The organism is Bacillus sp. AF62 (genome assembly GCF_050312695.1).
GTDB classification, from domain to species: Bacteria; Bacillota; Bacilli; order Bacillales; family Bacillaceae_G; genus Bacillus_A; species Bacillus_A cereus.
The window spans coordinates 78,397-104,553 of sequence record NZ_JBNPJZ010000030.1; the positions used below are offsets into that span (position 1 = coordinate 78,397).

Here is a 26,157-nt window from a genome sequence, read left to right on the forward strand (position 1 = left end):
GGATCGAAATGGGAATGAGAAGTTCCAGTTTGTCTTGTTGTTCTAATAAAACACTTGTGCAAGACCAAGTATGTACAGACTGGTCTATTACAGGTGCTGGTACTCAAATTGTATATACAAATAATATCACGCAAGAAGTATATGGTTCAGGTTACGTGAAATATGATGTAGGAGCCAACCCGATTACAGTTGATTTTTTAGTAGGTGCAACAGTAGTTGATACAATTACTGTACAACCACAAAGCAGTGGTACTTTCACTGTCCGATATTTTACTACTGTCCGAATTACTACGACAGGAACGACTGTTAATCAAGGAGAATTTTGTATTACAGTACGTTATCCAATCTCATAAAAAGCATACCGTGAACGGTATGCTTTTTATATTAAGGAAATAATGAAATTGGTATTCTATAAGCAACATGTAAATTCGCAACAGTACTTGCCTTCTAAATATAGTGAAGGATTACTTGTTATATTGATAATATTGACAGAATGTAGGTCTTTTCCTGTGTACGATATTGTATTACCAGGAAAAACAGTGAAAATATTGGTTACTGTTCCAACGATTTGAATTGTAATTGCTTTGGTGCTGCTAGTACTATTGTAAACCGAGACAGTACCTGATATAAGTAGTATCCCATCACTTTGCCATAGTATCATTAATTGTGATGCATCTTTGGCAGAGGGGATGGTGTTATTAGTTATGAGGAAATTCCCTGCAAATTCATTTGTTACTCGCTCGCAATTTGGATTTGGAGGAGGGGGCGGTGGACAAGGGTCTGGACAAATAATAGATAAAGGAGCGAAACAGCCGATATTTTTTTTATTCTTCAATACAACCCCTCCTTTTAAGTTGTCTTTTACTACTATTAAATGTAAAAGCATGGCCGATGTGTTAAAAAAAGAAGGAAATATTAAAAATTAAGATTGTCTAATAGGCTTAAACCTTAACTTATCATTAGCGTTATAGAAAAGATTATATGTGAATAGTCATAGGAAAAGAATGATCAGACTCGTTTAGACAAAAGGTGGTTGTATACAATAGTACGAGGAATGTTGGACTTAATTTCTAATTAACTGTATATTTACAAAAATCTAATAAAGTTCATTTGTTATTTAAACGACATTAACATGTATTAGATAAAATAGCCCTTGTAATGAATCAATTATTATGAGGAGGATTCACGTGGACAGAAATGCTTTAAGAAAAGTAAAAGGCCTTATTGGATTATTAATGGTTTTTGTATTAGCGTTCGTATCATTTCCGTGGAGTACATCAGTCAAGGCGGAAGAGAAAAAGCAAGAAAAGGCATCAAGTGAGAAGAAGATAGTTTTTCCAGTTGTAAGTGATGTGCATATTAAAAATAGTGGAACAGATGATACGTTTCGCTGGAAAAGAGCGATTGAACAGTTTAATACATTAGCACCGAAGCAAGATGCATTTGTTATTGTAGGTGATTTCACGGATACAGGATCGGTGCAGCAATATGATCGTTTCATGCAAGTGTACAATGAAAATGCAAATAAAGATGCTGTGCGAATGAATTCTCTTGGTAACCATGATTATTGGAACGGTTTATCTGTAGAAGGTGCGCAGAAGCGTTTCTTAGAAAAAACAGGTATGGAATCAATTTATTATCATAAAGTGGTAAAAGGTTATCACTTCCTTGTTATGTCTCCAGAGAATGGAACAACTCATGGATATTATTCAGACAAGCAAATTAATTGGTTAAAAGAAGAAATGGCGAAAGCGCAAAAAGATGATCCAGAAAAACCGATTTTTGTATTTTTACATCAACACATTAAAGAGACAGTATACGGCAGTCATGAATGGGGAACACAAGATAGCGCAAAAATTAATGCGGTATTAAAAGAATACCCACAAGTTATTACGTTTTCAGGTCATTCACATTATCCATTAGATGATCCAAGATCGATACATCAAAAAGACTTTACATCAGTTGGTACATCTTCAGTAAGTTATATGGAAGTTGAAGGTGGTAAAGTACAAGGGAATATCCCGCCAGGAGCTAGTACGTTAAGCCAAGGTTTATTAGTAGAAGTAGATGATAAAGAAGTAACGATTAATCGTCGTGATTTTCATACGAATTCTTGGACAGGCGAGCCTTGGAAAATTAAATTACCAGCAAAGAAAGAAACATTTACACATGTAGAAGATCGTGATAAAGAAAAGCCTTACTTTGCTAAGGATGCAAAGCTTGTTGTATCAAATGTAACAGAAAATGCGGCAACAGTAACATTCCCGCAAGCATTGGACAACCTTCTTGTTCACTCTTACCGTGTACAAGCTAGAGATAAGCAAACGGGTGAAATAAAAAATAAATTGTTAGCATTCTCAGAGTTTTACCGTGATCCAGTGCCAAAAGATCTTACATTTACGCTTGCAGGGTTAGATGGCGGGAAAACATATACACTTGAAGTCGTTGCAATCGATTCATTCGGCAATGAAACTGCGCAGCCGTTAACTGCGGAAATTACTACGAAAAAAGATAATATTGACCCGAATGTGAAAGTACCAAAAGCTGATGTTTTCGATGTAAACTTTGCAGATGGTACATTTAAAGACAATTCACCATTTGGTACAAAAGGTGATGTGAAGGGCAATGTGACTATTGAATATGATAAAGCATTGAAAAAGAATGTTATGAAGTTAAACGGAAAAACAGATACATTTGGATATCTTCCATTTTCAGCAGCACAAAAAGAGAAAATAGCAAATACGTTTACGTTAGAAACTGTATTTTCAATGAATGAAATTCGCGGACAAGGCATCTTGCAAAATACAGAAGGCGGTGGAATTGGATTTGAGTCTACAGGAAGTGGATATGTTGAATTATGGGCTCACATTGGTGGCAGCTATAAACGTGTTGGAGTTCAATTAGAAGCGAACAAAACGTATCATTTAACAGGAACGTATAACGGAAGTGAAGTGGCAATTTACGTAGATGGTAAAAAAGTAAATAGTCAGCCAGCTACTGGGAAAGTGTATCATCCAAACGTACCATTTGCATTTGGAGCGGATCCTGATAGTAACGGAAATGGTGGTATTCCGTTAAATGGACAAATCGCGCTTGCGAAATTATATAGTAAAGCGTTAAGTTCTTCAGAAGTATTAGCGGCGTACAATGAGTTTTCTAACCGCACAAAGTTAGAGCAAGTGAACGCGTTATATGAAGAGCTTGGAAAAGTGAAAGAAGTATTAGCTGGTACGTATGAGTTTGGTGATAAGCCAGGTCAATATTCAAAGGAAGCATTTCAAGAATTAGAGAAAAGCTATAATAATGCAAAACAAGTGTTTGAAAATGTAGGGAGTACGGGAGAGCAAATCGTTCAAACATATAACGAATTAAAAACAGCTAATGCAACATTTGTACAATCTAAAGTAGTAGAACAACCGAAAACACCGAAAGAAAAATTACAAATCAATATTGAATCTGCAAAAGTAGTAGTGAAAAAAGCGCAAGATGCAAATGTAACGGACGGTTCAGTGAAAGCATTGAGTCAAAAAATTACAGTGGCCGAAGCTGTAGTGAAAGATGTAAAAGTAAAAGATGCACAGGTAGAAACGATGAATCGTACTTTAGAGTATATGATTTCACTTGTTGAAAAAAGCATAAACAAATAAGAGAGAAGAAAAGAAGCTTATCATGATAGGCTTCTTTTTTGTTATACTAAAAGTAGTATAGAATGAAGGAGCGAATAATTTGGAACAGAAAAAGCTAAAAAGAATTCTTGAATATGTATGGATTGCGGTTGTGCTCCTTGTAGGATATTATTTCTTAAAAGAGAAAAGTATTTGGGTTTTATTTTTAATGACTTTCTTATTAGCAGGACTAGGAACGTTATTTATTAACTTTTTCTTTGATAGTTTGAATGCCTGGAAGAATAAAAAGAAGGGAACGAAGTAAAGGAGGGAATATATGCAAAAGTGGAAGCTCATATATCAGGTGATTATTTTCCTATTACTTGTAGGTATTGGAATTGTTAAATACGCAACGCCAATAGGAAATTGGGCATGGTTTACAGCTTGCATTGGCATATTTTTCATTTTACAGTCGTTAACGAAAAAATATAATAGTACAGAAAGATAGCTCGCCGTTTTATCGGCGAGCTATTTTGTTATGCTTTTTTCTTTTCATCATTCGTTTTTTCGGTAGCTAAGTGACTATGCTTTCTAGAGTAGAAGAAATAGAAGCATAAGCCGACTATAAGCCAAACGGCAAAGCTAATCCATGTTGTTTTAGACAAATTGATCATTAAATATAAGCAGCAAAGAATCGCGACAACTGGTAATACAGGTACGAAAGGTGTACGGAATCCACGTTTTAAATCAGGATGTGTTTTTCGTAAAATAAGTACAGCGCAGCAAACGAATGTAAAGGCTGTTAACGTACCGATGTTTACTAAATTCGCTAGCAAATGTAAATCTAAAAGTCCTGCTAATAAAGCAGCAACAACGCCAGTAATCCACGTATTTAATAAAGGGATTTTTACTCTTTTATTTACACGTGCTAGCGCTTTTGGAAGTAGACCGTCACGGCTCATTGCATACGAAACGCGAACTTGTCCATACATAACGACTAAGAGAACGGTTGTCATTCCAGTCATCGCTCCAACAGCGAGTAGTCCTGCAATTGTGTCCTCACCAACGAAATGCAATGCAAATGCAACTGGATCAGAAACGTCTAATTGCGTATAAGGAACCATACCTGTTAAAACGAAAGATACAATCATATATAAAACAGTACAAATAAGAAGAGAACCGATAATACCAATTGGTAAGTCACGCTGCGGTTTTTTCGTTTCTTCTGCAGCGGTTGCGATTGCATCAAATCCTAAGAAGGCGAAGAACACAGTGGCAGCCCCAGTAATAATACCGTCGTATCCGAATGGGATGAACGGTGTCCAATTTTCAGGTTTTACATATTTTGCACCTGCTACGATAAAGGCAATGATAACAGCTAGTTTAATAAGAACCATAATATTATTAATGCGTGCACTTTCACGTATACCAAAACTTAAAAGGCCAGTAATAAGAAGTAAAATGCAGACAGCTGGTAAATCGATGAGACCACCTTTTCCTACGCCGGGGGCCGAGGCGATTATGGCGGGCAGGTGTATATTGAACCCTTGTAGTAATGATTGCAAATAACCAGACCAACCGACAGCTACTGCTGCAACAGCAAGTAAATATTCGAGCATTAAACACCATCCGACGATGAAGGCGACGACTTCTCCGACTGTCATGTATGCGTAAGTATACACACTTCCTGAGACAGGAATAGAAGAAGCAAATTCAGCATAACAAAAGGCTACACAAGCACAAGTAAATGCAGCAATAAGAAATGATAGCATAATACCAGGACCAGAATGTTTTGCTGCAACAATACCTGTTAATACAAAGATCCCTGTCCCAATTACGGCGCCGATCCCTAAAAACGTTAAATCGAGTGCAGTTAATGTTCTATCTAGCTGCTTTGGTGATTCAGTACTAAGCGCTTTTTTTCGTAATAATGACTTCACTTTGGACTCTCCCCCCGTTTTTTCATTTCCATAACTGCGACTATAGTATGAGCCCATTAAAAAAGAGTAAGTAAGTGGAGGTGCAGTTATGGTATGTAGTTTTTTAAAATTGCTGGATTAATCTTAATATAATTCAGAATATTTTGTCAAATAAAAATATGACAAATAAAATGCGGATCAATAGGGGAAACTACTTGCAGAAATGGACGGGGGTTAACGACCCACTGATTAAAGTTAAAGTAGGAGCAGATGCTATGTTATTTTATTTTGAACTTGTCGTCATTTTACTTTGTACGAAATTAGCTGGTGACATTAGTGTGAGACTGGGTCAGCCTTCTGTACTTGGTAAGTTAATTGTTGGTATTATTATCGGTCCGGCTGTACTCGGTATTATTAATAGTTCTGAACTAATTGATGAACTGAGTGAGATTGGTGTTTTGTTACTTATGTTTATGGCAGGACTTGAAACAGATTTAGAAGAGTTAAACCGGAATTTGAAATCTTCATTTGCAGTAGCGGCTGGTGGAATTATTTTTCCTTTCATCGGTGGTTATGTAACAGGATTGCTGTTTGGATTAATACAGTCCCATGCCATTTTTTTAGGGTTATTACTTTGCGCAACATCGGTTAGTATTACGGTCCAGACGCTACGTGATCTAGGAAAAATGAATACGAGAGAAAGTACAACAATTTTAGGTGCTGCCGTATTTGATGATGTCATTGTCGTTATTTTATTGGCATTTGTAATGAGTTTTTTAGGAACACAAGATGTGAATATAACACTTGTCATTGCAAAGAAAATTATTTTCTTTGTAAGTATTGTTTTTATTGCTTGGAAAGTCGTTCCTTGGATTATGCAAATGCTTGTACCGCTTCGTGTAACAGAAGCGTTAATTAGCGCGGCTCTTATTATTTGCTTTTCTTTTTCTTATTACAGTGAAATGATGGGAATTGCAGGTATTATTGGAGCATTTGCCGCGGGAATTGCTATTTCTCAAACAGAGTATAAGCATGAAGTGGAACATAAAATTGAACCGATCGCTTATGCAATATTTGTTCCAGTATTCTTCGTAAGTATCGGAATGGAAATTACATTTCAAGGCATTGGAAGCCAGCTTTGGTTCATTATTATTATGACTCTCATTGCGATTTTCACAAAGTTAATCGGATCAGGTTTAGGAGCAAGGTTGACAGGGTTTAACCTCCAATCTTCTATTAGTATTGGCGCGGGGATGGTATCACGTGGTGAAGTAGCGCTTATCATCGCTGCAAATGGACTTACGGCGAATTTATTAGCGAAAGAAAATTTCACAGCGATTGTTATTGTTGTTATATTGACGACGATTATTACACCGCCACTTTTGAAGAAATATTTTGTATAGAGAGGAAGGGCTTATCTGATGTAGGTAAGCTCTTTTTTTATTCCCAAAAGCAATGATCATATAGCATGAAGGGTTTGTAATTATGGTAAAATCTATGTATGTGATATGACAAGGAGAGGGAAGTGTGAAGATTACGAAGGAGAAGGTTATCGGTGTAATCGTACTTATTGCAGTATGTATACCATTTACTGCATGGAAAGAATCAAAAGTGAAAGATTTTCCGGTTTCTATTTTTTCGGAAGAAGCAGATGGTGAGTACGGTCAGAAGCTGAAATATACTGCTTTTTTACCTGATGTTGCTATTTGGATGAACGGTTGGGAAAAGAAGTGGACAGAAGGGGAAAGAACTGTTTATCAAAAAGGGAATCGCATTGTAAATGTGTTTCATCCTCCTGGCGATGATGGTTATTACCTTCTTGAAGCAAGAGAAAATAAGTGAACGCAACCGTAAGAAGTGGAGGTTAAATAGTGAAAGCTTCAACATTACTATTTAAAATTGAAAGTAATATGGATCAATTTTCACCAGCTGAGAAGAAGGTTGCCATGTACATAATGGAGAATGCAGAAATTGTACCAAATTTAACGACGAAAGAAGTGTCAACGAATGCAGGCGCAAGTGAAGCGAGTGTCGTTCGCTTTTGTAAATCGATTGGAATCGGAAGTTTTAAAGCATTTAAGATAGCACTCGTTCGTGAATTAACGATTGCTGATTATAATATAAATGATTTTTCAGTGATGAATACGGAAGATGGACCGTACGATTTGTTTAATAAAGTCACTTATGTGAATAAAGCTGCGATTGAGGCGAGTGTTACTGCGATAGATAAGAAGGAACTTGAGAAAGCTGCAGATCGTATTGTCAAAGCAGATAAAATTATATTTTACGGAGTAGGCGGATCAGCTACGCCAGCAATGGACGGGGCTTATAAATTTACGCGGCTTGGATTTACAGCGATGATGCTATCTGATTTTCATATGATGTTGCCGCTTGTGACAAATTTAAAAGAAGGCGATATATTTGTTGCGATTTCAACATCTGGTCGAACGAGAGATGTGCTTGAAATGGCGCAGTATGCAAAGAGACAAGGTGCAACTGTTATTGGAATTACGAAGCTAGATCAATCATCCCCCCTATATAAAGAAGCGGACATTCGTCTTTGTATGCCAGATGTAGAACAAGATCATCGTATTGCAAGTATTGCGTCGAGAATGACGCAACTGAATATGATTGATGCTTTATATGTGATTACTTTCAACCGAATTGGCAATAAAGTATTGGATCAATTTATGGAGACGCGAGAAGAAGCGTTGCGGTTACGGAAGTTAAAGTAGAAGAAAAGGTGAGGAGACTCATCTTTTTTATTATCTTTGACACAAATATGTCATGTTGTGAAATTTTATTTCATAAAATAAGAAAGAGTTATTGATTTTTAGTTTCTTAAAGTTATAATAAAAGTGTGAAATATAATTTCAAAGAGGGTGGCAATATGTTAGAAAATTTATCGACAGAACATCGTAATGAGAAAACAATGAATCTGGATGAAATGAGTATAAAAGAAGTGTTGCAAAGTATGAATGGAGAAGATCGAACTGTTGCGTTAGCAGTTGAAAAAGAGATAGAACAAATTGAAAAGGTTGTACAGACTGTTATTAAATCTTTTGAAGAAGAGGGACGCTTAATTTACATTGGTGCTGGTACGAGTGGTCGTTTAGGTATTCTAGATGCAGTGGAATGTCCGCCGACATTTGGTACGGATGATAAAATGGTGCAAGGATTTATAGCAGGTGGATTGAAAGCGTTTACTAAAGCGGTGGAAGGTGCCGAAGATCGCGAAGAGTTAGCAGAAGAAGATTTAAAAAGTATTGGATTAAATGAGAAAGATACAGTGATTGGAATTGCTGCAAGTGGCAGAACTCCTTACGTAATTGGCGGCTTGAAATACGCACAGAGCGTAGGAGCGAGTACAGCGAGTATTTCTTGTAATAAAAATGCTGAAATAAGTAAATATGCAAAGTTAAATGTGGAAGTAGAGACAGGTGCAGAAATATTAACAGGATCAACGCGTTTAAAAGCTGGTACAGCACAAAAATTAGTGCTGAATATGATTTCAACAGCTTCGATGATTGGTGTAGGAAAAGTATATAAAAACTTAATGGTAGATGTTCAATCCACAAATGAAAAGTTAGTAGAACGGTCAAAACGAATTATTGTGGAAGCAACAGGCGCTAGTTATGAAGTAGCGGCAGAGTATTATGAAAAGGCAGAACGTAACGTAAAAGCTGCCATTGTTATGGTGTTGTTGCAGTGTGAGTATGGGGAAGCACTGGAGAAACTAAAATACGCAAAAGGGTTTGTGAAGAAAGCACTATAAAGTAATAGGGAGGGGGATTCTATTATGAAGAAAGAAGAGAGAATGGCCAAGGAAATTTCGGAGCAACTTGGGGGAATAAAAAATATTCGTAGTATTGCTCATTGTATGACGAGACTACGTTTAACGCTTCATGATGAAAGTAAAGTAAATATGGACCTTTTGAAAAAAGTTGAAGGCGTTATGGGCGTTATAGAAGATGAGACTCTTCAAGTTGTCGTTGGTCCAGGAACAGTAAATAAAGTAGCAGCTGAAATGGAAGGTTTGACAGGACTAAGAATTGGTGAGGTAGCAGATCATCACCTTGAAGATATTGGGCAAGAGATGAAATCAGAGATTAAGAAGAAAAATAATACACCGGTGAAAAACTTTTTACGAAAAATAGGAAGTATTTTCATCCCATTAATTCCGGGGCTTGTTGCGTCAGGAATTATAAACGGGGTTGCTAACTTTGCGAAAAATGCTGGTGCTGATCCAAATGCAACGTGGTTACAAATGTTACTACTCATTGGCGGCGGTATCTTTACATTCTTAGGAATTTTAGTCGGCTGGAATACAGCGAAAGAATTTGGCGGGACACCGGTTCTTGGGGCAATTGCTGGTATTTTAATTTTCAACCCGGCGATGGCAAACGTAAAATTGTTTGGTGAAGCATTAGTGCCCGGACGGGGCGGATTGTTTGCAGTTATTTTTGCAGCATGGCTTATGGTTGTAGTGGAAAGACAAGTTCGAAAAGCAGTGCCAAATGCAGTTGATATAATCGTGACACCACTCATTACTGTATTAGTTGTAAGTATCGTAACGATGTTAGCCATTCAGCCATTAGCAGGTTTCTTATCAGATGGTATTACGAGCGGAATTAATGCTATTTTAAATATTGGCGGAGCATTTGCTGGCGCAGTACTTGCGGGAACATTTTTACCTCTCGTAATGGTCGGATTGCATCACGGTTTAACACCAATTCATATGGAATTTATTAATCAAACACACGTAACACCTTTATTACCAGTGCTCGCAATGGCTGGTGCTGGCCAAGTGGGCGCAGCAATTGCGATTTATGTGAAAACAAAAAACAAACGACTTCGTAACGTAATTAAAGGTGGATTGCCAGTTGGCTTTTTAGGAATTGGTGAGCCGTTATTATACGGGGTGACATTACCACTTGGGAAACCGTTTATTACTGCTTGTTTAGGAGCGGCTGTCGGTGGTGCATTCCAAGCAGTTATGCAAACAGCTTCTCTTGGAATTGGCGTATCAGGGCTATCTTTAATTCCGTTAATTGCTGACAATAAATATTTACTCTATTTCTTAGGTTTAGTAATTGCATATGCTTTCGGATTTATCTTTACGTACTTCTTCGGATTTAAAGAAGAAATGGCAGAAAACATATAGAGAAAGGGATTCCTTTCTCTTTTTCTATTAATAGAAAGGGAGATTTATATGATCGGAGTTTCCATTTATCTTTCAAAAGAACGAGTAGAGAAACAAGAAGAGTGGCTAAAAGTAGCGAAGGAAAATGGGTTTACATCTATTTTTACATCACTGCACATTCCAGAAGATGATCCAAATATGTATAAAGAGTTAATTCAAATATTAGGGAAACAAGCTCTTGCACATGAAATGGAGTTAATGGTTGATGTTTCTCCAAAATCGTTACATCATTTAGGGCTAACATATGAAAATGTGGAAGAACTATTGGACTGGGGCATTACCGGTTTAAGAATGGATTACGGCATTGCGCCAAAAGAAATTGCAAGCGTATCTCATAAGATGAAAGTAGCTTTAAATGCGAGTACGATTACAAAGCCATTTTGGAAAGAATTATTTGCAGAACATATAAGAGTAGAGAATGTAGAAGCGTGGCATAATTTTTATCCACGTCCAGAGACAGGACTAGCAAAGTCCTTCTTACAAAAACAAAATCAATATTTACAGAAGTGCGGAATAAAGACGATGGCATTTATTCCAGGAGATGCGGAAAAACGAGGTCCGTTATATAAAGGGTTACCAACGTTAGAAAAACATCGCAATATGCGCCCGCTTGAAGCGTATTTAGAACTTGTTCAAGATTGTGGTGTTGATAAAGTATTGATTGGAGATATAAGCGCAAGTTTGGAAAGTATGCAAGAAGTAGCTAGTGCGAGTAGAGGGATTATTCCATTACGTTACAAATCATTTATAACTGATAAAGAAGTATTAAAAGTGGTGGAGCAAGTGCATACAAATAGACTAGATCCGGCTCGTGATGTTATTCGATCTGTAGAATCAAGGGAAGGAAATAGAGTGGTTTTACAGCCGATGCATACAATTGTAAGAAAGAAAGGCAGCATTACAATTGATAATGAATTGTACGGTAGATATGCAGGGGAGATGCAAGTTGCTACACATGATTTACCTGTAGATGAGAAAGTGAATGTTGTTGGAATAGTTGTGGAAGAGGACGTTTCTTTACTGCCTTATATTGGCGCTGGAAAAATGTTTCAACTTTTTCTATGCGATAGAATAAAAGCTTGAATTAGCGCTATTTTGTAGGAAAACATTATCCGTAAAACGGATAATGTTTTTTGTTTTCTTTAAAAAAGTATTTGACGAATGAAATAAAATACCGTATTGTTTTGACTTGTAAATAAAAGTTCACCATAACAAAACAAAAAGGAGAGTTCAAAATGAATCAATATATTGGGAATTTAATTATTCGTATCGTGTTAGGAGTTACGTTCTTTGCACACGGTTTAGCAAAGTTTCAAACAGGTATCGATAATGTAGCAGGATGGTTTACAAGCATCGGTTTACCAGGTGGCCTTGCATACGGCGTAGCAACTGTAGAATTAGTTGGTGGTATATTATTAATTATCGGTTTAGGTGTACGATATGTAGGATTGTTATTCGCTCTTATTTTAGCTGGAGCTATCGTAAAGGTAAATGGAGCAGCAGGTTTATTAGGAGATGGAAAGAATCCAGGATATGAATTAGATCTTGCATTATTATCAATGGGTGCGTATTTATTCGTAGTAAAAGCAGAAGGATATGTAGATCGTTTCTTAAAAGAGAAAGTAATGAAAACGAAGTAAATTTTATTTATAAATTGTTGACTTGAAGAATTATTGTAACTATAATGATTACAACTAATGAATTACGAATGAAACAATTTAAATATTTTTTTACACAAGATGTAACTATATTGGTTACGTCTTGTGTAAAAATAAATAAACGGGAGGAAGTAATATGCCCAAATCAAATTTAGAAATTATTCAAAGCACGTATGAAGGATCAGCTTCTTCGAATGCAAAGCATTTAGCAGAAGCCCTCTCTGAAAAAGTGGAATGGACAGAGGCAGAAGGTTTCCCGTATGGCGGAACATATACAGGCGTAGAAGCTATAATGGAAAATGTATTTAGCCGTTTAGGATCAGAATGGGATGATTATAAAGCAAGTGTAAATACATATCATGAAGTAAACGGAAAAGATGTAATTATTGCTGAAGGTATGTATTCTGGAGTTTATAAAGAAATAGGAAAATCATTTGAAGCAGAATTTATTCATGTATGGCAGCTTGAAAATGGAAAAATCGTGAAGTTTAAGCAGTATGTAGATAGTCATATTGTTAGGGAAGCGATGAAGAGCTAATGCTTTTTAAATGGATTGTAGGTATATGTATTACCATTATGGTAATCATCTCTTCTATAGTTGGCGGAAAGAAATTGCTTGCATATGTGGAAAAAGAAAATACAAATATTCAAACTGAGCGAGCGGCAAACGAAAAAGAGAAACAAGCTGCAGAAGAAGCTCCGCAAATTAGTGAAGGTGAAATTATTTCTACTATGCATAAAATGGTCCACCAAAAGGTAAAATCCTCTGAAAAATGGGGATTTGTAGAGATGACAAAAAAGGAAATTTCTAATGTAAAAAGAGATATTGAAAATAGTACAGGTTTTCAATATAAAATGAAGTTATTTTCTATTATAAATAGATGGGAAAAAGGAGATTTTTCTCAAACTGTTGAGGAGCATAACTTTTTATGGAACCTTCAAGGTGGAGATACTGGCAAGGCGACGGAACGTTTATCGCCAGAAGAGGAAAAGCAGTATATAAAAGAAATGAAGAGAGAATAAAAACATCGCCAACCCAGATGACGATGTTTTTTCATTAAGAATGTTTTCGCATTAAAGGTCTAACAGGCTGAACGGCAACAGTTTTGAAATGAGAAAATAAATAACATCCTGTTACAACGACAATTGTTCCTAAAATTTGTATCCACGTTAATTCTTCTCCGAGGAATATGAATGCTAAAATGGCTGTGAAAATTGGATTGAAGTTTAGAAAAATACCTGATGTAGTTGCACCTAATTTTTGTACACCAATATTCCAAAATACCATACAAAGAACTGTCGAAATAAGCCCGGTATATAAAAGTGATGTGATGAAAGAAGTATTTATATTTGAAACAGTGAAGCTACCTATGTTAAACGGTAGTAATAAAATAACGCCGAAAATACCAGAGTACAACGTTGCCATAAGTGGTGTAGTTGTTTTTGTTGCCCATTTACTACAAACAGAATAGATTCCCCAAATACAGACTGCTGCAATCATCCATAAATCACCGCTATTAAAATGTAGTGAAAATAAAAGCGAGAAATCACCTTTTAATAGGACGAGGATAACCCCGAAGAATGAAAGAATCATGGATAGGATTTGGAGTGTATTTACTTTTTCTTTTAGAAATAATACTGAAAATAATGCGATTGAAATTGCATTCAAAGTAGAGATAAGACCTACATTCATAGCGGATGTTTTTTCTAATGCTAAAAATTGAAAGATGTTAAAAAGAGCGACCCCTGAAATTCCCATCAATATTAACGGAAGTATTGCGGTACGTGGTGGAAGGATTTTCTTTTCTTTAAACCATACCATTGGTAATAAACAAACAATCGCAATCATCCATCTTAAATTTGTCAGTGTCATCGGCGATGCATGATCGACGAGTGATTTTCCAACGACAAAATTTCCTCCCCATAATAAGCTCGTTAGTAATAGTAAAAAGACGTAAAAATAAGGCATGCTAAAATCCCCTTTTTTGTAATCAATACGAATTGTAAATAATTTTAGCATTTTTCTTTATTGTGTAATATATTCTTTTGTATAATGATTAAAACTCGATAAAATATTTAGTTATGAATGATATTTACGGAATGATATTCAGTTTTTTGTAAGGTATAAGGTGTTTTTTCGAATAATCATCGGTAAGAAAAAAGGGGGAATTGTAATGGAGTCGTCTGTTATTAAAGTGTTGGATGATTTGGATGTACAAATTTTAGATATATTGCAGAAGGAGTCACAAGTAAGTAATGCAGAGCTGGCACGTCGCGTTAATTTATCACCGGCTGCGATGCATGCAAGAATAAAAAGATTGGATGGGGAAGGTTTCATCGATAAGCAAGTTGCGATTTTAAATCAAGAAAAGCTTGGATTTGATTTATTATGTTTTATTTTTATGAGTACAAATATTCATCAATTTGACAAGCTGGAAGTGTTGGAGAAAGAATTAGAATCGATGCCGGAAGTGTTAGAATGTCACTGTTTAACAGGAGAGTACGATTATTTATTAAAGGTTGCAAATCGTGATCGTAAAGAACTGGAGCAGTTTATTAGAAAGCTGAATAAGCTTGGTATTACAAAGATACAGACAAGTTTAGCACTTCGTGAAATTAAATATTCGACGGTATTGCCGATACGAGATGAGGAACCGAGCATCAATTAGATTGCTTGGTTTTTTGTTTGCATAAAGTGATTGACGAGGAGAAAAGAGAGCTGTATTATTATATAAAATTATGAATTAAAATTCATTTAAAGTTATAAATATTAATATCGAGGGCAAGGGGATGTAATATGAAAATCTGTAATGCAGTGACGAGTGATGTGAAAGAAATTTATAGTCTTATTGAGGTTTATGCAAAAGAGGGAGTTGTTTTACCACGTTCTCTTTTGTCTCTTTATCAATATTTGCAATGTTTATATGTTATGAAAGAAGACGAGAGAATTGTTGGAGTTGCTGGATTGCATGTATTGGGGGAAGATCTTGCAGAAATACGCTCGTTAGTAGTTTCGCATACATATGCAGGGAGAGGGATAGGGCGTATGCTCGTAAATCATGTAATGGAGGAAGCTACGAAAATAAATGTAAGAAGAGTAATTTCCTTAACATATGAAACAGTATTTTTTCAAAAGTGTGGATTTGATTTTGTAAATAAAGAAACGTTGCCAGAGAAAGTATGGATTGATTGTAGGCATTGTCCAAAGGTTGATTATTGTGATGAGGTGGCGATGGTGCGGTATGTTGGATGAAAATTTTATAGAGAAAAAGCTCCCACTATTATTTGCATATATAGTGGGAACATATATTTCCATAAGAAATGGACAGGTTATTAAGAATTTGAATTCTTTTGTCTCACGGCAAAATTATAAAGTGGATCTTTAAGTTCATAGTTATATGTTAAGCCGTCGACAATTCCTACAACATTATCATTATCATAAAGGTCGAGCATAAATTGTGCCATTTGTTTTGCAGTGTGGAATTTTGGTACAACATTATCGTATTGGAATTCATCAATATCAAATGAACGCTTCGCAAATTCTGTTTCAGTTGCAGCAGGAGCTAAAACTTTTGCTTGCAGTTTTGCGCCTTGTTCTTTCAGTTCGTGAGACAACCCTTCTGTAAATGCACTTACATAGAATTTCGTAGCGCAATACGTAACAGCATCAGCAACAATTGTGTATCCGCCGCCCGATGAAACGTTAATAAGCTGTGTTCCATCAACCATTGAATAATCTCGAACGAAAAGAGAAGAGAAGAGAGTATTGTTAGTGCTTCTATATTTACATGTAACATCGTTTCGATTTTATTTAAATTTTGTTCAGCAATTGAGGCGAAATTACCAAAACCTGCGTTGTTAATCCATGTTTCAATTTGAAAAGCTTGTAGGCTTTCATAAAGTTTATAAACATCTTCAGTAACAGATAAATCAGTTCTTCGAATGACAACATCCAACTCCGGATGCATTTCGTTAATTTTCAATTTTAATCCGTTTAATTCTTCTTGTCTTCGAGCTACAAGTACTAAATTTTTTCCGCGAGATGCAAATGCTAAAGCTGCTTCATAACCAATTCCGGAACTTGCGCCAGTAATAACCGTGTATTTCATATAAAATCCCCCTAAATTCAAATTCATTTATGGTTAGATTGTATTTGTTAGAGTATACTCTAAGTCAAATGTTTTTTATAAATTTGATACGGTTATAAAATATAAGAGAGTAAGCATGTGAAGGGAGTTTTAGTATGTACACAATTAGCGAGGTAGCAAAATTATTAGGCGTGAGCACACATACACTACGTTATTATGAAAAGGAAAATATATTAATTGCAAATCGTGATACAAATGGAAATCGACTTTACGAAGAGTCACATATAAAGTGGTTGCAGTTTGTAATGAAATTAAAACAAACGCAAATGCCAATAGCGAAAATAAGAGAATACGCTAGATTATATACAGAAGGGGAGCATACAACAGAAGCTCGTTTACAGCTCCTAGAAGATCATAGGAAATCTATTCAGATTCAAAGAGAAAACTTAGAAGTTACAGAGAAGATGCTTGAGAATAAAATTAGTGCATACAAAAACTCATTGGAAAATAAATAGAAGGTTGTTATGTGATGAAAAATGGATTTGATCTATGAGTATTTCATCATAGTGTACGGACAAATAAAAAAGAGCAGCTAGCAAAAGCTAACTGCTCCATTCAAGGGATCTCTCCAAGGGGGAGTGGAGAAAATATTATGTTACTAGCAGTATTAACAGATTATTGAGAAATATACAAATCGGATGAAAGAAGTTTTAAATAAACTTTCGGCATTGACAGTTTTTAAAATGTTCATGTACAATATATATGAATGACATTCAGTCATTTTTATGTGACAGGATGCAGTTAGCTTAGAAGTGGAACAAATACAATGGTAAATGAGGATGATAGTTGTTTTTATATAGTATTGATGAAAGAGTATATTTTTTTAAAACAAAATGACTGATAGTCAGTCATAAGAGGTGAGAGGTATGAAAAATAGAGCTTGGTTATATGTCATATTAACATGTATCTTTGAAATTTTTTGGGTGTTTGGTTTTAATACGGCTAATACTTGGTGGCATTGGATTATTATTTTAGGAGTTATTGCTATTGATTTTCACTTCCTTTCTAAAGCGTGTGAACATCTTGCAACAGGGACTGTATATGCTGTTTTCGCCGGAGCTGGTACGGTAGGTACTTTCTTAATGGATGTATTTCTTTTCGGTGGAAGTTTCAGCGCAGGCAAACTATTCTTCATTCTTATGGTAGTAGCCGGCGTTATCGGTTTAAAGCTAGCTGATAATAAAGAAGAAACTGTGGAAGGAGCTGCTTAAAAATGGGTTGGTTTTTCGTATTTTGTGCTGCAATTAGTGAAATAGTCGGTGTGATGGGACTTAAAATGTATAGTAAAGATAAGACATTGGCCAATGGTGCGATTTATATAGGCGGGTTTGCTACATCCTTCACATTTTTGTATACTTCCTTCTTATTTTTACAAGTAAGTGTCGCGTATGCGGTTTGGATTGGTATCGGAACAGCAGGTGCAGTTTTGTTAAACATGTTCTTGTTTGGTGAGTCGAAAAGTAAAGCGCGTATCATTAGTGTGTTTCTTATTGTATGTGGAGTGACAGGATTAAAGGCACTTTCTTAAAGATATATTGTATTTTTATCTCCTAATTGTTTATTAGGAGATTTTATTATAAAAAAATGATTTCCTCTTAGAGTTCACTATCATTGACAGTACAATCGATTATCTTATAAAATGAGTGACAGTCATTCAATATGCGTGTGAAAGGGTTTAGATGATGAATAAAAAAGAGAAAATTGTCTATGCAGCTATTGAAGTGTTTCAGGAAAAGGGCGTCGAAAAAACGAAGATTTCTGATATCGTGAAATTAGCTGGCATTGCGCAAGGAACTTTCTATTTATATTTTCCTTCTAAGCTATCTGTTATGCCTGCAATAGCAGAAGTGATGGTTGAAAAGATGATACTTGCAGTGAAAGAGAAAGTACAAAAAGATGTACCTTTTTCAAATAAAGTGGCACAAGTAATCGATGCGGTGTTTCAATTTATAGAGGAATACCGTGAAATACAAGCTTTAATGTATGCGGGTCTTGCATCTACAGAACATATAAAAGAGTGGGAAGCTGTGTATGAGCCTCTTTATATGTGGTTAAGCGAATTTTTAAGTGAGGCGAAAGAAGCTGGTGAAATTCGTGATTCGGTTCACGCAGAACGAACAGCGAAGTTATTTATCGCTCTTGTTGAATCAGCAGCGGAACAAGTTTATTTATATGATCATAAAGATGATGATCAAGTCGAGCTACAAAAGGCAGAAGTACTAGATTTTTTAACACATGCACTACATATAAAGAAGTAGTAAGATGAACCTGTCTGAAAAGGTAGGTTCATTTTTGAGGAAAACTGAATGATAGTCATTCACCTAATGCTTATGTATGTGTGGAAGGATAGAGTGAAATTCTAATGAGTGGAGGCATCCTCACTCATTACTAGCCCGCAAAGAGCAGGATAAAGAAAAAGCTTCTTGGGCATTATTTTTTGAGAGGAACTTACGGGAAGAGGTGTTAAAAAGTGAAGAAACCGATAAAAGAACAAAAGATGGTATTGGTCATTCTTTTGAGTAATATATTTATCGCTTTTCTAGGGATTGGATTAATCATTCCGGTTATGCCGTCCTTTATGAATGATATGCATTTAACAGGGAAGACGATGGGCTATCTTGTTGCAGTGTTTGCAATGGCACAGCTCATTACTTCACCTATTACAGGCCGGTGGGTTGATCTTTACGGTAGGAAGAAAATGATAATCATTGGATTATTTATTTTTGGTGTTTCAGAGCTTCTTTTTGGATTAGGAAAAGATGTATGGATGCTTTATGTAGCAAGGGTATTAGGCGGAATTAGTGCTGCTTTTATTATGCCTGGTGTTACGGCATATGTTGCGGATATTACATCTATTCAGGAACGTCCAAAGGCGATGGGATACTTATCTGCGGCTATTAGTACTGGATTCATTATAGGGCCTGGAATCGGCGGATTTATTGCAGAATACGGTATACGTGTGCCGTTTTTCGTTGCAGCAGTAATTGCTTTTATAGCATGTGTGATTTCGATTTTTATTTTAAAAGAACCGTTAACGAAAGAAGAACTTGCAGAGATTTCTTCTAATACGAAAGAATCAAGTTTTATTGGTGATTTAAAGAAGTCATTACATCCAATGTATGCAATTGCATTTATTATCGTATTTGTACTCGCATTCGGATTATCAGCGTATGAAACTGTGTTTAGCTTATTCTCAGATCATAAATTTGGTTTCTCGCCGAAAGATATTGCAGCAATTATTACAATCAGTTCAATCTTTGGGGTAGTTGTGCAAGTATTTATGTTTGGCAAATTGGTAGACATGTTCGGTGAGAAAGTATTAATCCAAATATGTTTAATTGTAGGGGCAGTATTAGCATTCGTCTCAACTGTAGTCTTTAATTATTGGATTGTACTTCTCGTTACTTGCTTCATTTTCTTAGCATTTGATTTACTTCGTCCAGCTTTAACGACGTTTTTATCAAAAGCAGCTGGAAAAGAGCAAGGATTCGTTGCTGGGATGAACTCGACTTATACGAGTTTAGGAAATATAGCAGGACCAGCGATGGGCGGAATATTATTTGATATGAACATTCATTATCCATATGCATTTTCAGGCGTTGTTTTAATAGTTGGTCTCGCTATTACATTTATGTGGAGAGAGAAACAGTTGGCTGAAAGTTTTGCTAAGTAATAAAACCCCTTACGACGGTAAGGGGTTTTTGTTTTATCCTGATTAAGGTTTCATTTTATAGACTTAATCCAAACCGTTTTAATTCAATAAAAATCCCCTCTAATTGCTTTCCTTTATCCGTTAATGTGTACTCTACACGAGGCGGAACTTCTGGATATACTTTTCTCGTTATAATGCCTTGAGATTCTAATTCTTTTAGTCGAAGCGATAATGTTTTCGGACTAATGCCGTCCATTGATTTTTGTAAATCACTAAAGCGTAATGTTCCTTCGATAAGAAGGTCACGGATGATTAAAAACGTCCATTTTGTACTGATTACATCAAGCGTTTTAGCAATAGGACAAGGTATGCCAGGTAAACCTTTCGTTAATTCAACTGGATCTATATTGTTCATGGAACTAGCCTCCATAAAATTTTTTTGGATGAATTTGCTTTATAGTATCACAAAACTATACTTTTGGTAACTATATGAAAAAAATATCACTACTTCCATAAATGAAGTTAGTGCATATACAATAGCAATACGAAACATAAAGGATTTATATGAGGAGGTGGTGATTTCCATGGGGATAAAAAAGTTATTTGGATTCCTTAGTTTGTTTGTTATTTGTATTGTGCTTGTAGCATGTGGTGTGGAACAAAAAACTGAAGTTCAGTTATTAAAAGAAATGCCAAAGCCAAAAGCAATCACAATTGATCCCTCACTAAGTAAAAAAGAAGCGACAGAAATGGTTCATGCGGCGCAGCGTTTTTATGCATTTTGGGATACAGGTAAGGAGGAACTTATTCCGCAGACTGTTACTGAAAATTTTTTCGATAATACATTGCCGAAAGGGCGACCACAAGGCATTGAAGGATTAAAGTTTGCAGCGCAAAATTTTCGTAAAGTTGTGCCTGATATACATTGCGAGATTGAAGACTTATTGGTTGTTGGTGATAAAGTAACAGCCCGTCTTTCTTTTACAGGAACGCATAATGGTAAGAAAATTAATTTTTTTGCAATTGATATTTTACATGTGAAAGACGGAAAGATAACGGAAGATTGGCATTTAGAAGATAATCTTACACTACAGCAGCAACTTGGCTTAATAGCTGAAGAGTAGATCATATAGGGGAGAGAAAAGTAATGAAAAATATATTTATTATAAATGGACATGAAAAATACGGTACAAAGGAAGGACGATTAAATAAAACGTTAGTAGATTATATGGTTACTCTATTAGGCGAGAATCATTATGTGAAAACAACAACGATTCAAGATGGTTACAATATTAAAGAAGAACAGGATAAATTTTTATGGGCCGATGTTGTTATTTATCAAACACCAATTTACTGGTTTAGTGTTCCAGGCTTATTTAAAACGTATATGGATGAAGTATATGAATACGGTTTGTTCTTTAAAGGTGCAGATGAATATGGAACAGGTGGTTTATTAAAAGAGAAAGAGTATATGTTCTCTACAACTTGGAATGCACCTGAAAAAGCATTTGGAGATAAGACGAAGTTCTTTGAAGGAGAAAGTTTAGAATCAACGCTTAGTCATTTACACCGCGTGCAAAAGTTTCTCGGTATGAGCCCGTTAAAGAGTTTTGCTTGTTATGATGTGGTGAAGAATCCGGATATTGAGAAGTTTTTAGTAAACTTGAAAGATCACTTAGATGGAGCAATTAAATAATAGTTTGCATCTGTATGTGAAGAAGGTACTACTAAGGATGTAGTACCTTCTCCTTTTATAAAAAATCATACTTTAATACGTGGATGGTTGTATCCATAACTTCGCAAAATTTGCCCAACCGAATGAATCAATTGTTACGTTTTTTAAAGAAGAAGGGTATGTTTTTCTTTTTAAAACGTGATAGTTAAATAAAATGATGTGTTCTGCTTGTAAAAACTCTTCAATCTCATACATGAGTTCATAACGCTTTTCTTTATTTTCTTCTAGTAAAAATGTATCTAGCAAACAGTTAATTTGTTTTTCGTAGTGTGGGTCCATGAACCGATTTACGAAGCAACTTTTATTTTTAAATACATTTAAGAATGCAATTTCATGATTGGCAGCAAACACTTCTCCCATGAAAATAATATCGGCATGTTTATCAATAGAGCGATCCATATAATCTGAAACGGGAAATGGGTGAAGCGCTACTTGTATACCTAAACTTTCACATCGTTCTTTTAAGAAATATGCATCATTTGCACTATCTTTAAATGCGAAGAAGTAAATATGTAGTGTTTCTCCATTATAGGTGCTCTTTTTTAAATACTCTTTCGCTTTTTCTAAAGAGTAAGATCTTTTAGAAGCTTGGCTACTTCTTTCAGGGAAAAAGCTTGATGCAGCAATTGTTCGTCTACCCTCTATGCTACGAAGTATCGTTTCAACATCATATAGTTCTCTCCAAGCTTTTCGAAAGTAAATGTCATGGTGGGGACCAGGTTTTGTAAAGTTAAAGCCAGCATAAATGCAGCCTATTTCTTCTACTTGTATGTCGTACCTTTCATTTTCTTCTTCGTTTGGTAGTTCATAATCAGCATCTATTTGCACATGGTCAGGAATACCCCAAAATTCAATACGGTCTAATAACGCGCGCTCTTTAAAATAATGAGTGAACGCTTCGAGTACGATATTATCTTCAGAGTAATGAGCAAGTTTGAAAGGTCCGGTACCTATATAATGATGATTTTGAATACTCGTATCACGCGGTAAAATTGCGAGCTGCATAGAACTTACATAGTGTAAGAAAAATAAATTTGGTTTTGCTAAATGGAATTGAATTTGCAGTGGTGATGGTGTTTCAATTTGAATAATTTCTTCTGTTAACCATTCAAAAGGAGATTGAACTTGCTTTAGTCTTTCAAATGAAAATTGTACATCTTTAGAAGTTAAAATTGTTTCGTTATGAAAATATATATCTTTTCGTAAATAAAAGGTCCACGTAAGTCCATCTTCACTTAATTCCCACGTATGCGCAATGTGAGGCTCCATTTTTTCAGTAACATCGTTATAGACGACTAACGTATCAAAAATTTGACTCGTAAGATGGCTCTCTGTAGTTACAGCCACAAAAGCCGGATCTAATGGGAATATCTTTCTCGATATAGGAATCTTTAATACGTCGTACATATCGTTTGAAGGTTCGTATCCAAAATGATGATGTAGTTTATTTTCTATCTTTTTTTGAAGTGCAAGGGGGAGGGGTTCTTTTAAAAGAAGAAAGATATCTTTTAATTTTTCTTGCGCTAACAGTTCATCTGTATAGGACTCAATCGCTTCTACGAAATTATGTATAAATAGAATTTCCGTTTTATTTCCGCGGCCTCGCCCTGGAGTCCAGCTAATTAATTGCTCCTCGCTCATTTTCTTTAATAAAATCTTTACATTTTTCGTACTACAATATAAAACATCCGCTAATTCTTGTAAGCTATTTCGCATATGTTGTTGATCTTGTGCATGTAGTCTTAGTCTAATGTAATAGTCCATAATTTTCATATATACACTTCCTTCTATCATAAAAGGGGAAACTCTTTAGAATATTCTAACCTTTTTCTTCCTTTTTTTCAAAGTAAAATAAGTAAGCATAAGGAGGGGGAAACAATGGGATTTTGGAGTATGCATCGAAATATAAAAATTAGAATTATAACTTCGTTTTTAACACGTACTGTGTCCACAATGATTTTTCCATTTATGGCGATTTATTTTTCAATAAAGTTAGGTAGTGCGATTGCTGGTGCGTTACTACTTATTAATGTCATAGCTTCGTTAGTAATTGGTTTATACGGTGGATATGTTGGGGATCGGCTTGGGCGTAAAAAGGTTATGATTATCGGTCAAAGTATACAAGTCATTTCCATTGCTTGTATGGGAGTTGCGAATTCGGATTACGTTGACTCACCATGGCTAACATTTGTGTTTATGTTAGTGAATAGTTTAGGCTCTGGACTTATGAATCCTGCGACAGAGGCGATGTTAATTGATGTGAGTACACCTGAAAATCGAAAAGTAATGTATAGCATTAATTATTGGGCTATTAATTTATCCATTGCGATTGGAGCAATATTTGGTGGATTACTATTTGAAAACTATAGATTACAATTGTTTATCATATTAACGCTTGTTGCAATTATTACTTTATATGTGATGGCTGTGTATATGGAAGAAGTGTATGTAGCACGAAAAACGGTGGAGAAGAAAAATGTATTAAAAGGTATGGCAGATAGTTATAAAGTCGTGATGAAAGATAAAGCATTTTTAATTTTTTGTGCAGCGAGTATATGTACATTGTCTTTAGAGTTTCAAATTAATAATTATTTAGGTGTTCGCTTGCAGAAGGAATTTGAAACGGTGCACTTTTTATTCGGGAATGGTATTACGTTTGATTTAACAGGGATTCGCATGCTGAGCTGGATTTCTGCAGAGAATACAATTTTAGTTGTGTTATGTTCAGCACTTCTTATTAAAATGCTGAAAAGCTTCAACGATTTGAAAATCTTATATGTAGGTTTATTCATTTATACAATTGGATTTACAATACTCGGAACGAGCAATAGCTTATGGATTTTATTAATTGCAGGGCTTTTCCAAACGGTAGGTGAGATGATGTATGTGCCAGTGCGTCAATCTATTATGGCAGATATGGTGCCAAATGAGGCAAGAGGTTCTTATATGGCGATTAACGGAATGGTCTTTCAAGTGGCAAAAATGAACGGGGCATTAGGTGTTATGCTAGGTTCATTTATTGCATCTTGGGGCATGAGTGCTCTGTACTTTATCGTTGGTATGAGCAGTATTTTACTATTTATGAAAGCGATAGGGAAAGAGAAGTATGAGGATGAGAGAAATGTTTCTCAAATTGGATGAAACTATATAAAAGCGAACCAGCTATACTGGGATTCGCTTTTTATATAATTTTTAGAACGGATCAACTTCAGCTAAATTTGGAGTGGTATTCGGCTGTAGCAAAAGATTTTTTAATGTGCCTACTTCAGAAAGAGCGACTAATATGTAGCCACTAATCAGTACAATAAGCCCAATGACGCGTAACGTTTGTAAGCTCACTTCATTATTATTCGTTTCCGTTGCATTTGGGGGCGTTGAAGGTGGATTGTTATTCATAAATAAGGCTCCCATCTTTTGTATTTATATATGTGCGAAATCATTATTTAACTTATGGATAGGAATTATATAGTCATTTTCACTATATGAGAACTGCCTATGAAAAGTGATAAGGAATTTTTGGGTGAGAAAAGGGGGGAATCCAAAAGATCATTAAAACTGAACTTTTGGATTCCCCTCTTTTTATTTATCTTGCTATTTGTGGTGGTCGGATTGCCTGTAAACGACCAGTTGGTGAGGGTTAATTAATCAGTGGGGGATGAATAAAACCCCACTGATTAACTATTTTCATGTAAATAAAAGGAGGTTAGTTATCCTAATATACGCAACGATTCTTCAATAAACGCTGGGATGTCCTCTGGCTGTCTACTTGTTACTAGCTGATTTTGACATACGACAACCTCTTTGTCATGAAAGTTCCCGCCGGCATTTTTTAAATCGACTTCAATAGATTTATATCCAGTTACATCGCGTCCTTCAAGTGTTTGTGCAGTGATGAGTAGCTGAGGTCCGTGACAAATAGCGAAAACAGGTTTTTCCGCATCCATAAATGCTTTACTAAAGCGAACAAAACGTTCATCTGCACGAAGTATATCTGGGGAGAACCCGCCTGGTATGAAGAGGGCATCAAAGTTCTCTGGAGAAACATCATTAATACTTTTATCGATTACGACTTCACTTTTTCCTTGTTTACCGTGTACCGTTTTCCCTTTTTCAGTTTCAATAGTTGTTAATTTATATCCCTTTTGTTTAAAAGCTCCTACTGGCTCTGTGTATTCTGTATCCTCGAAATAATCCGTTATTAAAATAGCAATTTTTTTACTCATTCTAATCCGCTCCT

The 26,157-nt window shown here is 35.6% G+C and carries 31 protein-coding genes and 1 pseudogene; 24 read left to right on the plus strand and 8 right to left on the minus strand.

What is annotated here, in order from left to right:
• The first annotated feature begins 8 nt into the window (after positions 1–8).
• Complete coding sequence (locus ACQRBL_RS04190) at positions 9–353, plus strand: DUF3992 domain-containing protein (protein ID WP_000525819.1); 345 nt, start codon at positions 9–11, stop codon at positions 351–353.
• A gap of 56 nt (positions 354–409) precedes the next feature.
• On the opposite strand, the gene ACQRBL_RS04195 is transcribed toward ACQRBL_RS04190, so the two are convergent.
• Positions 410–793 carry an S-Ena type endospore appendage gene (locus ACQRBL_RS04195; protein ID WP_232482560.1) on the minus strand — a complete coding sequence of 128 codons (384 nt, stop codon included), beginning with the start codon at positions 791–793 and terminating at the stop codon, positions 410–412.
• Here ACQRBL_RS04195 and ACQRBL_RS04200 point away from each other — a divergent pair.
• The 4 genes from ACQRBL_RS04200 (at position 678) to ACQRBL_RS04215 (ending at position 4,113) form a co-directional block, all read left to right on the plus strand.
• Positions 678–926 (plus strand): hypothetical protein, encoded by a 249-nt coding sequence (locus tag ACQRBL_RS04200; RefSeq protein WP_043924624.1) that lies wholly within the window; start codon positions 678–680, stop codon positions 924–926. The two genes, ACQRBL_RS04195 and ACQRBL_RS04200, sit on opposite strands and share 116 nt — an antisense overlap.
• A 261-nt stretch (positions 927–1,187) precedes the next feature.
• Complete coding sequence (locus ACQRBL_RS04205; protein ID WP_411996106.1) at positions 1,188–3,647, plus strand: LamG-like jellyroll fold domain-containing protein; 2,460 nt, start codon at positions 1,188–1,190, stop codon at positions 3,645–3,647.
• A 79-nt stretch (positions 3,648–3,726) separates the two neighbouring features.
• Positions 3,727–3,930 carry a hypothetical protein gene (locus tag ACQRBL_RS04210; RefSeq protein WP_000435797.1) on the plus strand — a complete coding sequence of 68 codons (204 nt, stop codon included), beginning with the start codon at positions 3,727–3,729 and terminating at the stop codon, positions 3,928–3,930.
• Positions 3,931–3,942: 12 nt separating this feature from the next.
• The gene (locus ACQRBL_RS04215) at positions 3,943–4,113 is read left to right on the plus strand and encodes a hypothetical protein (protein ID WP_001174839.1); all 171 of its coding nucleotides are present in this window, start codon (positions 3,943–3,945) and stop codon (positions 4,111–4,113) included.
• 28 nt (positions 4,114–4,141) lie between these two features.
• On the opposite strand, the gene ACQRBL_RS04220 is transcribed toward ACQRBL_RS04215, so the two are convergent.
• On the minus strand, positions 4,142–5,602 hold the full coding sequence (locus ACQRBL_RS04220) for an amino acid permease (protein WP_153592908.1): 1,461 nt from the start codon (positions 5,600–5,602) through the stop codon (positions 4,142–4,144).
• Between the two features lie 101 nt (positions 5,603–5,703).
• Between ACQRBL_RS04220 and ACQRBL_RS04225 the strand changes: the two genes are divergently transcribed.
• The 9 genes from ACQRBL_RS04225 to ACQRBL_RS04265 all read left to right on the plus strand — a co-directional run bounded on the left by ACQRBL_RS04225 (position 5,704) and on the right by ACQRBL_RS04265 (position 13,408).
• The gene (locus ACQRBL_RS04225) at positions 5,704–6,927 is read left to right on the plus strand and encodes a cation:proton antiporter (protein ID WP_043924625.1); all 1,224 of its coding nucleotides are present in this window, start codon (positions 5,704–5,706) and stop codon (positions 6,925–6,927) included.
• A gap of 124 nt (positions 6,928–7,051) precedes the next feature.
• The gene (locus ACQRBL_RS04230) at positions 7,052–7,366 is read left to right on the plus strand and encodes a hypothetical protein (RefSeq protein WP_000704958.1); all 315 of its coding nucleotides are present in this window, start codon (positions 7,052–7,054) and stop codon (positions 7,364–7,366) included.
• Positions 7,367–7,395: 29 nt separating this feature from the next.
• Complete coding sequence (locus ACQRBL_RS04235) at positions 7,396–8,259, plus strand: MurR/RpiR family transcriptional regulator (RefSeq protein ID WP_000648159.1); 864 nt, start codon at positions 7,396–7,398, stop codon at positions 8,257–8,259.
• Between the two features lie 155 nt (positions 8,260–8,414).
• Positions 8,415–9,299: an N-acetylmuramic acid 6-phosphate etherase gene (gene murQ, locus ACQRBL_RS04240; protein WP_000892367.1), complete on the plus strand. Its 885-nt coding sequence runs from the start codon at positions 8,415–8,417 to the stop codon at positions 9,297–9,299.
• Between the two features lie 24 nt (positions 9,300–9,323).
• A complete protein-coding gene (locus tag ACQRBL_RS04245; RefSeq protein ID WP_000711293.1) occupies positions 9,324–10,688 on the plus strand; it encodes a PTS transporter subunit EIIC in 1,365 nt (454 codons plus the stop codon).
• Between the two features lie 48 nt (positions 10,689–10,736).
• Positions 10,737–11,810, plus strand: coding sequence for a DUF871 domain-containing protein (locus tag ACQRBL_RS04250; protein WP_411996107.1), 1,074 nt, complete (start codon positions 10,737–10,739; stop codon positions 11,808–11,810).
• A gap of 152 nt (positions 11,811–11,962) precedes the next feature.
• Positions 11,963–12,367: a DoxX family protein gene (locus ACQRBL_RS04255; protein ID WP_411996108.1), complete on the plus strand. Its 405-nt coding sequence runs from the start codon at positions 11,963–11,965 to the stop codon at positions 12,365–12,367.
• 154 nt (positions 12,368–12,521) lie between these two features.
• Positions 12,522–12,923: a nuclear transport factor 2 family protein gene (locus ACQRBL_RS04260; RefSeq protein WP_411996109.1), complete on the plus strand. Its 402-nt coding sequence runs from the start codon at positions 12,522–12,524 to the stop codon at positions 12,921–12,923.
• On the plus strand, positions 12,923–13,408 hold the full coding sequence (locus ACQRBL_RS04265; protein WP_411996110.1) for a PRK06770 family protein: 486 nt from the start codon (positions 12,923–12,925) through the stop codon (positions 13,406–13,408). The genes ACQRBL_RS04260 and ACQRBL_RS04265 overlap by 1 nt, the downstream gene beginning before the upstream one ends.
• A gap of 34 nt (positions 13,409–13,442) precedes the next feature.
• Here the strand turns inward: ACQRBL_RS04265 and ACQRBL_RS04270 are convergent, their stop codons facing one another.
• Positions 13,443–14,354 carry a DMT family transporter gene (locus ACQRBL_RS04270; RefSeq protein ID WP_065482299.1) on the minus strand — a complete coding sequence of 304 codons (912 nt, stop codon included), beginning with the start codon at positions 14,352–14,354 and terminating at the stop codon, positions 13,443–13,445.
• Positions 14,355–14,559: 205 nt separating this feature from the next.
• On the opposite strand from ACQRBL_RS04270, the gene ACQRBL_RS04275 reads away from it, so the two are divergent.
• Both ACQRBL_RS04275 and ACQRBL_RS04280 read left to right on the plus strand, forming a co-directional pair.
• Positions 14,560–15,054: an Lrp/AsnC family transcriptional regulator gene (locus tag ACQRBL_RS04275; RefSeq protein ID WP_023521241.1), complete on the plus strand. Its 495-nt coding sequence runs from the start codon at positions 14,560–14,562 to the stop codon at positions 15,052–15,054.
• Positions 15,055–15,182: 128 nt separating this feature from the next.
• Complete coding sequence (locus ACQRBL_RS04280) at positions 15,183–15,638, plus strand: N-acetyltransferase (protein WP_023521242.1); 456 nt, start codon at positions 15,183–15,185, stop codon at positions 15,636–15,638.
• 80 nt (positions 15,639–15,718) lie between these two features.
• Here ACQRBL_RS04280 and ACQRBL_RS04285 read toward each other — a convergent pair.
• Positions 15,719–16,494 (minus strand): annotated as a pseudogene (locus ACQRBL_RS04285) (SDR family NAD(P)-dependent oxidoreductase).
• A gap of 134 nt (positions 16,495–16,628) precedes the next feature.
• Here ACQRBL_RS04285 and ACQRBL_RS04290 point away from each other — a divergent pair.
• The 5 genes from ACQRBL_RS04290 (at position 16,629) to ACQRBL_RS04310 (ending at position 20,206) form a co-directional block, all read left to right on the plus strand.
• Complete coding sequence (locus ACQRBL_RS04290; RefSeq protein ID WP_000288069.1) at positions 16,629–16,988, plus strand: MerR family transcriptional regulator; 360 nt, start codon at positions 16,629–16,631, stop codon at positions 16,986–16,988.
• 411 nt (positions 16,989–17,399) lie between these two features.
• Complete coding sequence (locus tag ACQRBL_RS04295) at positions 17,400–17,744, plus strand: DMT family transporter (RefSeq protein ID WP_017656912.1); 345 nt, start codon at positions 17,400–17,402, stop codon at positions 17,742–17,744.
• A gap of 2 nt (positions 17,745–17,746) precedes the next feature.
• On the plus strand, positions 17,747–18,061 hold the full coding sequence (locus ACQRBL_RS04300) for a DMT family transporter (RefSeq protein WP_097984220.1): 315 nt from the start codon (positions 17,747–17,749) through the stop codon (positions 18,059–18,061).
• Between the two features lie 151 nt (positions 18,062–18,212).
• Positions 18,213–18,791 carry a TetR family transcriptional regulator gene (locus ACQRBL_RS04305; RefSeq protein WP_043924626.1) on the plus strand — a complete coding sequence of 193 codons (579 nt, stop codon included), beginning with the start codon at positions 18,213–18,215 and terminating at the stop codon, positions 18,789–18,791.
• A gap of 212 nt (positions 18,792–19,003) precedes the next feature.
• Complete coding sequence (locus tag ACQRBL_RS04310) at positions 19,004–20,206, plus strand: MFS transporter (protein WP_000742955.1); 1,203 nt, start codon at positions 19,004–19,006, stop codon at positions 20,204–20,206.
• Between the two features lie 55 nt (positions 20,207–20,261).
• On the opposite strand, the gene ACQRBL_RS04315 is transcribed toward ACQRBL_RS04310, so the two are convergent.
• Positions 20,262–20,600 carry a winged helix-turn-helix transcriptional regulator gene (locus ACQRBL_RS04315; RefSeq protein WP_001059470.1) on the minus strand — a complete coding sequence of 113 codons (339 nt, stop codon included), beginning with the start codon at positions 20,598–20,600 and terminating at the stop codon, positions 20,262–20,264.
• A gap of 169 nt (positions 20,601–20,769) precedes the next feature.
• Between ACQRBL_RS04315 and ACQRBL_RS04320 the strand changes: the two genes are divergently transcribed.
• Together ACQRBL_RS04320 and ACQRBL_RS04325 are read left to right on the plus strand one after the other, a co-directional pair.
• Complete coding sequence (locus ACQRBL_RS04320) at positions 20,770–21,309, plus strand: ester cyclase (RefSeq protein WP_411996111.1); 540 nt, start codon at positions 20,770–20,772, stop codon at positions 21,307–21,309.
• A gap of 23 nt (positions 21,310–21,332) precedes the next feature.
• Positions 21,333–21,881 carry an NAD(P)H-dependent oxidoreductase gene (locus ACQRBL_RS04325; protein ID WP_411996112.1) on the plus strand — a complete coding sequence of 183 codons (549 nt, stop codon included), beginning with the start codon at positions 21,333–21,335 and terminating at the stop codon, positions 21,879–21,881.
• A 72-nt stretch (positions 21,882–21,953) separates the two neighbouring features.
• Here the strand turns inward: ACQRBL_RS04325 and ACQRBL_RS04330 are convergent, their stop codons facing one another.
• Positions 21,954–23,714 carry an SgrR family transcriptional regulator gene (locus ACQRBL_RS04330; protein ID WP_411996113.1) on the minus strand — a complete coding sequence of 587 codons (1,761 nt, stop codon included), beginning with the start codon at positions 23,712–23,714 and terminating at the stop codon, positions 21,954–21,956.
• 84 nt (positions 23,715–23,798) lie between these two features.
• On the opposite strand from ACQRBL_RS04330, the gene ACQRBL_RS04335 reads away from it, so the two are divergent.
• Positions 23,799–25,061, plus strand: a complete 1,263-nt coding sequence (locus tag ACQRBL_RS04335) for an MDR family MFS transporter (protein WP_000508213.1) — start codon at positions 23,799–23,801, stop codon at positions 25,059–25,061.
• 51 nt (positions 25,062–25,112) lie between these two features.
• On the opposite strand, the gene ACQRBL_RS04340 is transcribed toward ACQRBL_RS04335, so the two are convergent.
• Both ACQRBL_RS04340 and ACQRBL_RS04345 read right to left on the minus strand, forming a co-directional pair.
• Positions 25,113–25,316 (minus strand): hypothetical protein, encoded by a 204-nt coding sequence (locus ACQRBL_RS04340; RefSeq protein WP_023521249.1) that lies wholly within the window; start codon positions 25,314–25,316, stop codon positions 25,113–25,115.
• Between the two features lie 311 nt (positions 25,317–25,627).
• Positions 25,628–26,143 carry a type 1 glutamine amidotransferase domain-containing protein gene (locus ACQRBL_RS04345; protein WP_000037549.1) on the minus strand — a complete coding sequence of 172 codons (516 nt, stop codon included), beginning with the start codon at positions 26,141–26,143 and terminating at the stop codon, positions 25,628–25,630.
• Positions 26,144–26,157 lie beyond the last annotated feature (14 nt).

Coding starts and splice junctions, on each gene's coding strand:
- ACQRBL_RS04280 (WP_023521242.1), top strand. CDS start 15,183: ATGAAAATCTGTAATGCAGTGACGAGTGATGTGAAAGAAATTTATAGT.
- ACQRBL_RS04245 (WP_000711293.1), top strand. CDS start 9,324: ATGAAGAAAGAAGAGAGAATGGCCAAGGAAATTTCGGAGCAACTTGGG.
- ACQRBL_RS04295 (WP_017656912.1), top strand. CDS start 17,400: ATGAAAAATAGAGCTTGGTTATATGTCATATTAACATGTATCTTTGAA.
- ACQRBL_RS04225 (WP_043924625.1), top strand. CDS start 5,704: ATGACAAATAAAATGCGGATCAATAGGGGAAACTACTTGCAGAAATGG.
- ACQRBL_RS04190 (WP_000525819.1), top strand. CDS start 9: ATGGGAATGAGAAGTTCCAGTTTGTCTTGTTGTTCTAATAAAACACTT.
- ACQRBL_RS04325 (WP_411996112.1), top strand. CDS start 21,333: ATGAAAAATATATTTATTATAAATGGACATGAAAAATACGGTACAAAG.
- ACQRBL_RS04315 (WP_001059470.1), bottom strand. CDS start 20,600: ATGAACAATATAGATCCAGTTGAATTAACGAAAGGTTTACCTGGCATA.
- ACQRBL_RS04270 (WP_065482299.1), bottom strand. CDS start 14,354: ATGCCTTATTTTTACGTCTTTTTACTATTACTAACGAGCTTATTATGG.
- murQ (WP_000892367.1), top strand. CDS start 8,415: ATGTTAGAAAATTTATCGACAGAACATCGTAATGAGAAAACAATGAAT.
- ACQRBL_RS04220 (WP_153592908.1), bottom strand. CDS start 5,602: ATGGGCTCATACTATAGTCGCAGTTATGGAAATGAAAAAACGGGGGGA.
- ACQRBL_RS04340 (WP_023521249.1), bottom strand. CDS start 25,316: ATGAATAACAATCCACCTTCAACGCCCCCAAATGCAACGGAAACGAAT.
- ACQRBL_RS04290 (WP_000288069.1), top strand. CDS start 16,629: ATGTACACAATTAGCGAGGTAGCAAAATTATTAGGCGTGAGCACACAT.
- ACQRBL_RS04215 (WP_001174839.1), top strand. CDS start 3,943: ATGCAAAAGTGGAAGCTCATATATCAGGTGATTATTTTCCTATTACTT.
- ACQRBL_RS04320 (WP_411996111.1), top strand. CDS start 20,770: ATGGGGATAAAAAAGTTATTTGGATTCCTTAGTTTGTTTGTTATTTGT.
- ACQRBL_RS04300 (WP_097984220.1), top strand. CDS start 17,747: ATGGGTTGGTTTTTCGTATTTTGTGCTGCAATTAGTGAAATAGTCGGT.
- ACQRBL_RS04260 (WP_411996109.1), top strand. CDS start 12,522: ATGCCCAAATCAAATTTAGAAATTATTCAAAGCACGTATGAAGGATCA.
- ACQRBL_RS04330 (WP_411996113.1), bottom strand. CDS start 23,714: ATGATAGAAGGAAGTGTATATATGAAAATTATGGACTATTACATTAGA.
- ACQRBL_RS04265 (WP_411996110.1), top strand. CDS start 12,923: ATGCTTTTTAAATGGATTGTAGGTATATGTATTACCATTATGGTAATC.
- ACQRBL_RS04275 (WP_023521241.1), top strand. CDS start 14,560: ATGGAGTCGTCTGTTATTAAAGTGTTGGATGATTTGGATGTACAAATT.
- ACQRBL_RS04255 (WP_411996108.1), top strand. CDS start 11,963: ATGAATCAATATATTGGGAATTTAATTATTCGTATCGTGTTAGGAGTT.
- ACQRBL_RS04250 (WP_411996107.1), top strand. CDS start 10,737: ATGATCGGAGTTTCCATTTATCTTTCAAAAGAACGAGTAGAGAAACAA.
- ACQRBL_RS04335 (WP_000508213.1), top strand. CDS start 23,799: ATGGGATTTTGGAGTATGCATCGAAATATAAAAATTAGAATTATAACT.
- ACQRBL_RS04345 (WP_000037549.1), bottom strand. CDS start 26,143: ATGAGTAAAAAAATTGCTATTTTAATAACGGATTATTTCGAGGATACA.
- ACQRBL_RS04305 (WP_043924626.1), top strand. CDS start 18,213: ATGATGAATAAAAAAGAGAAAATTGTCTATGCAGCTATTGAAGTGTTT.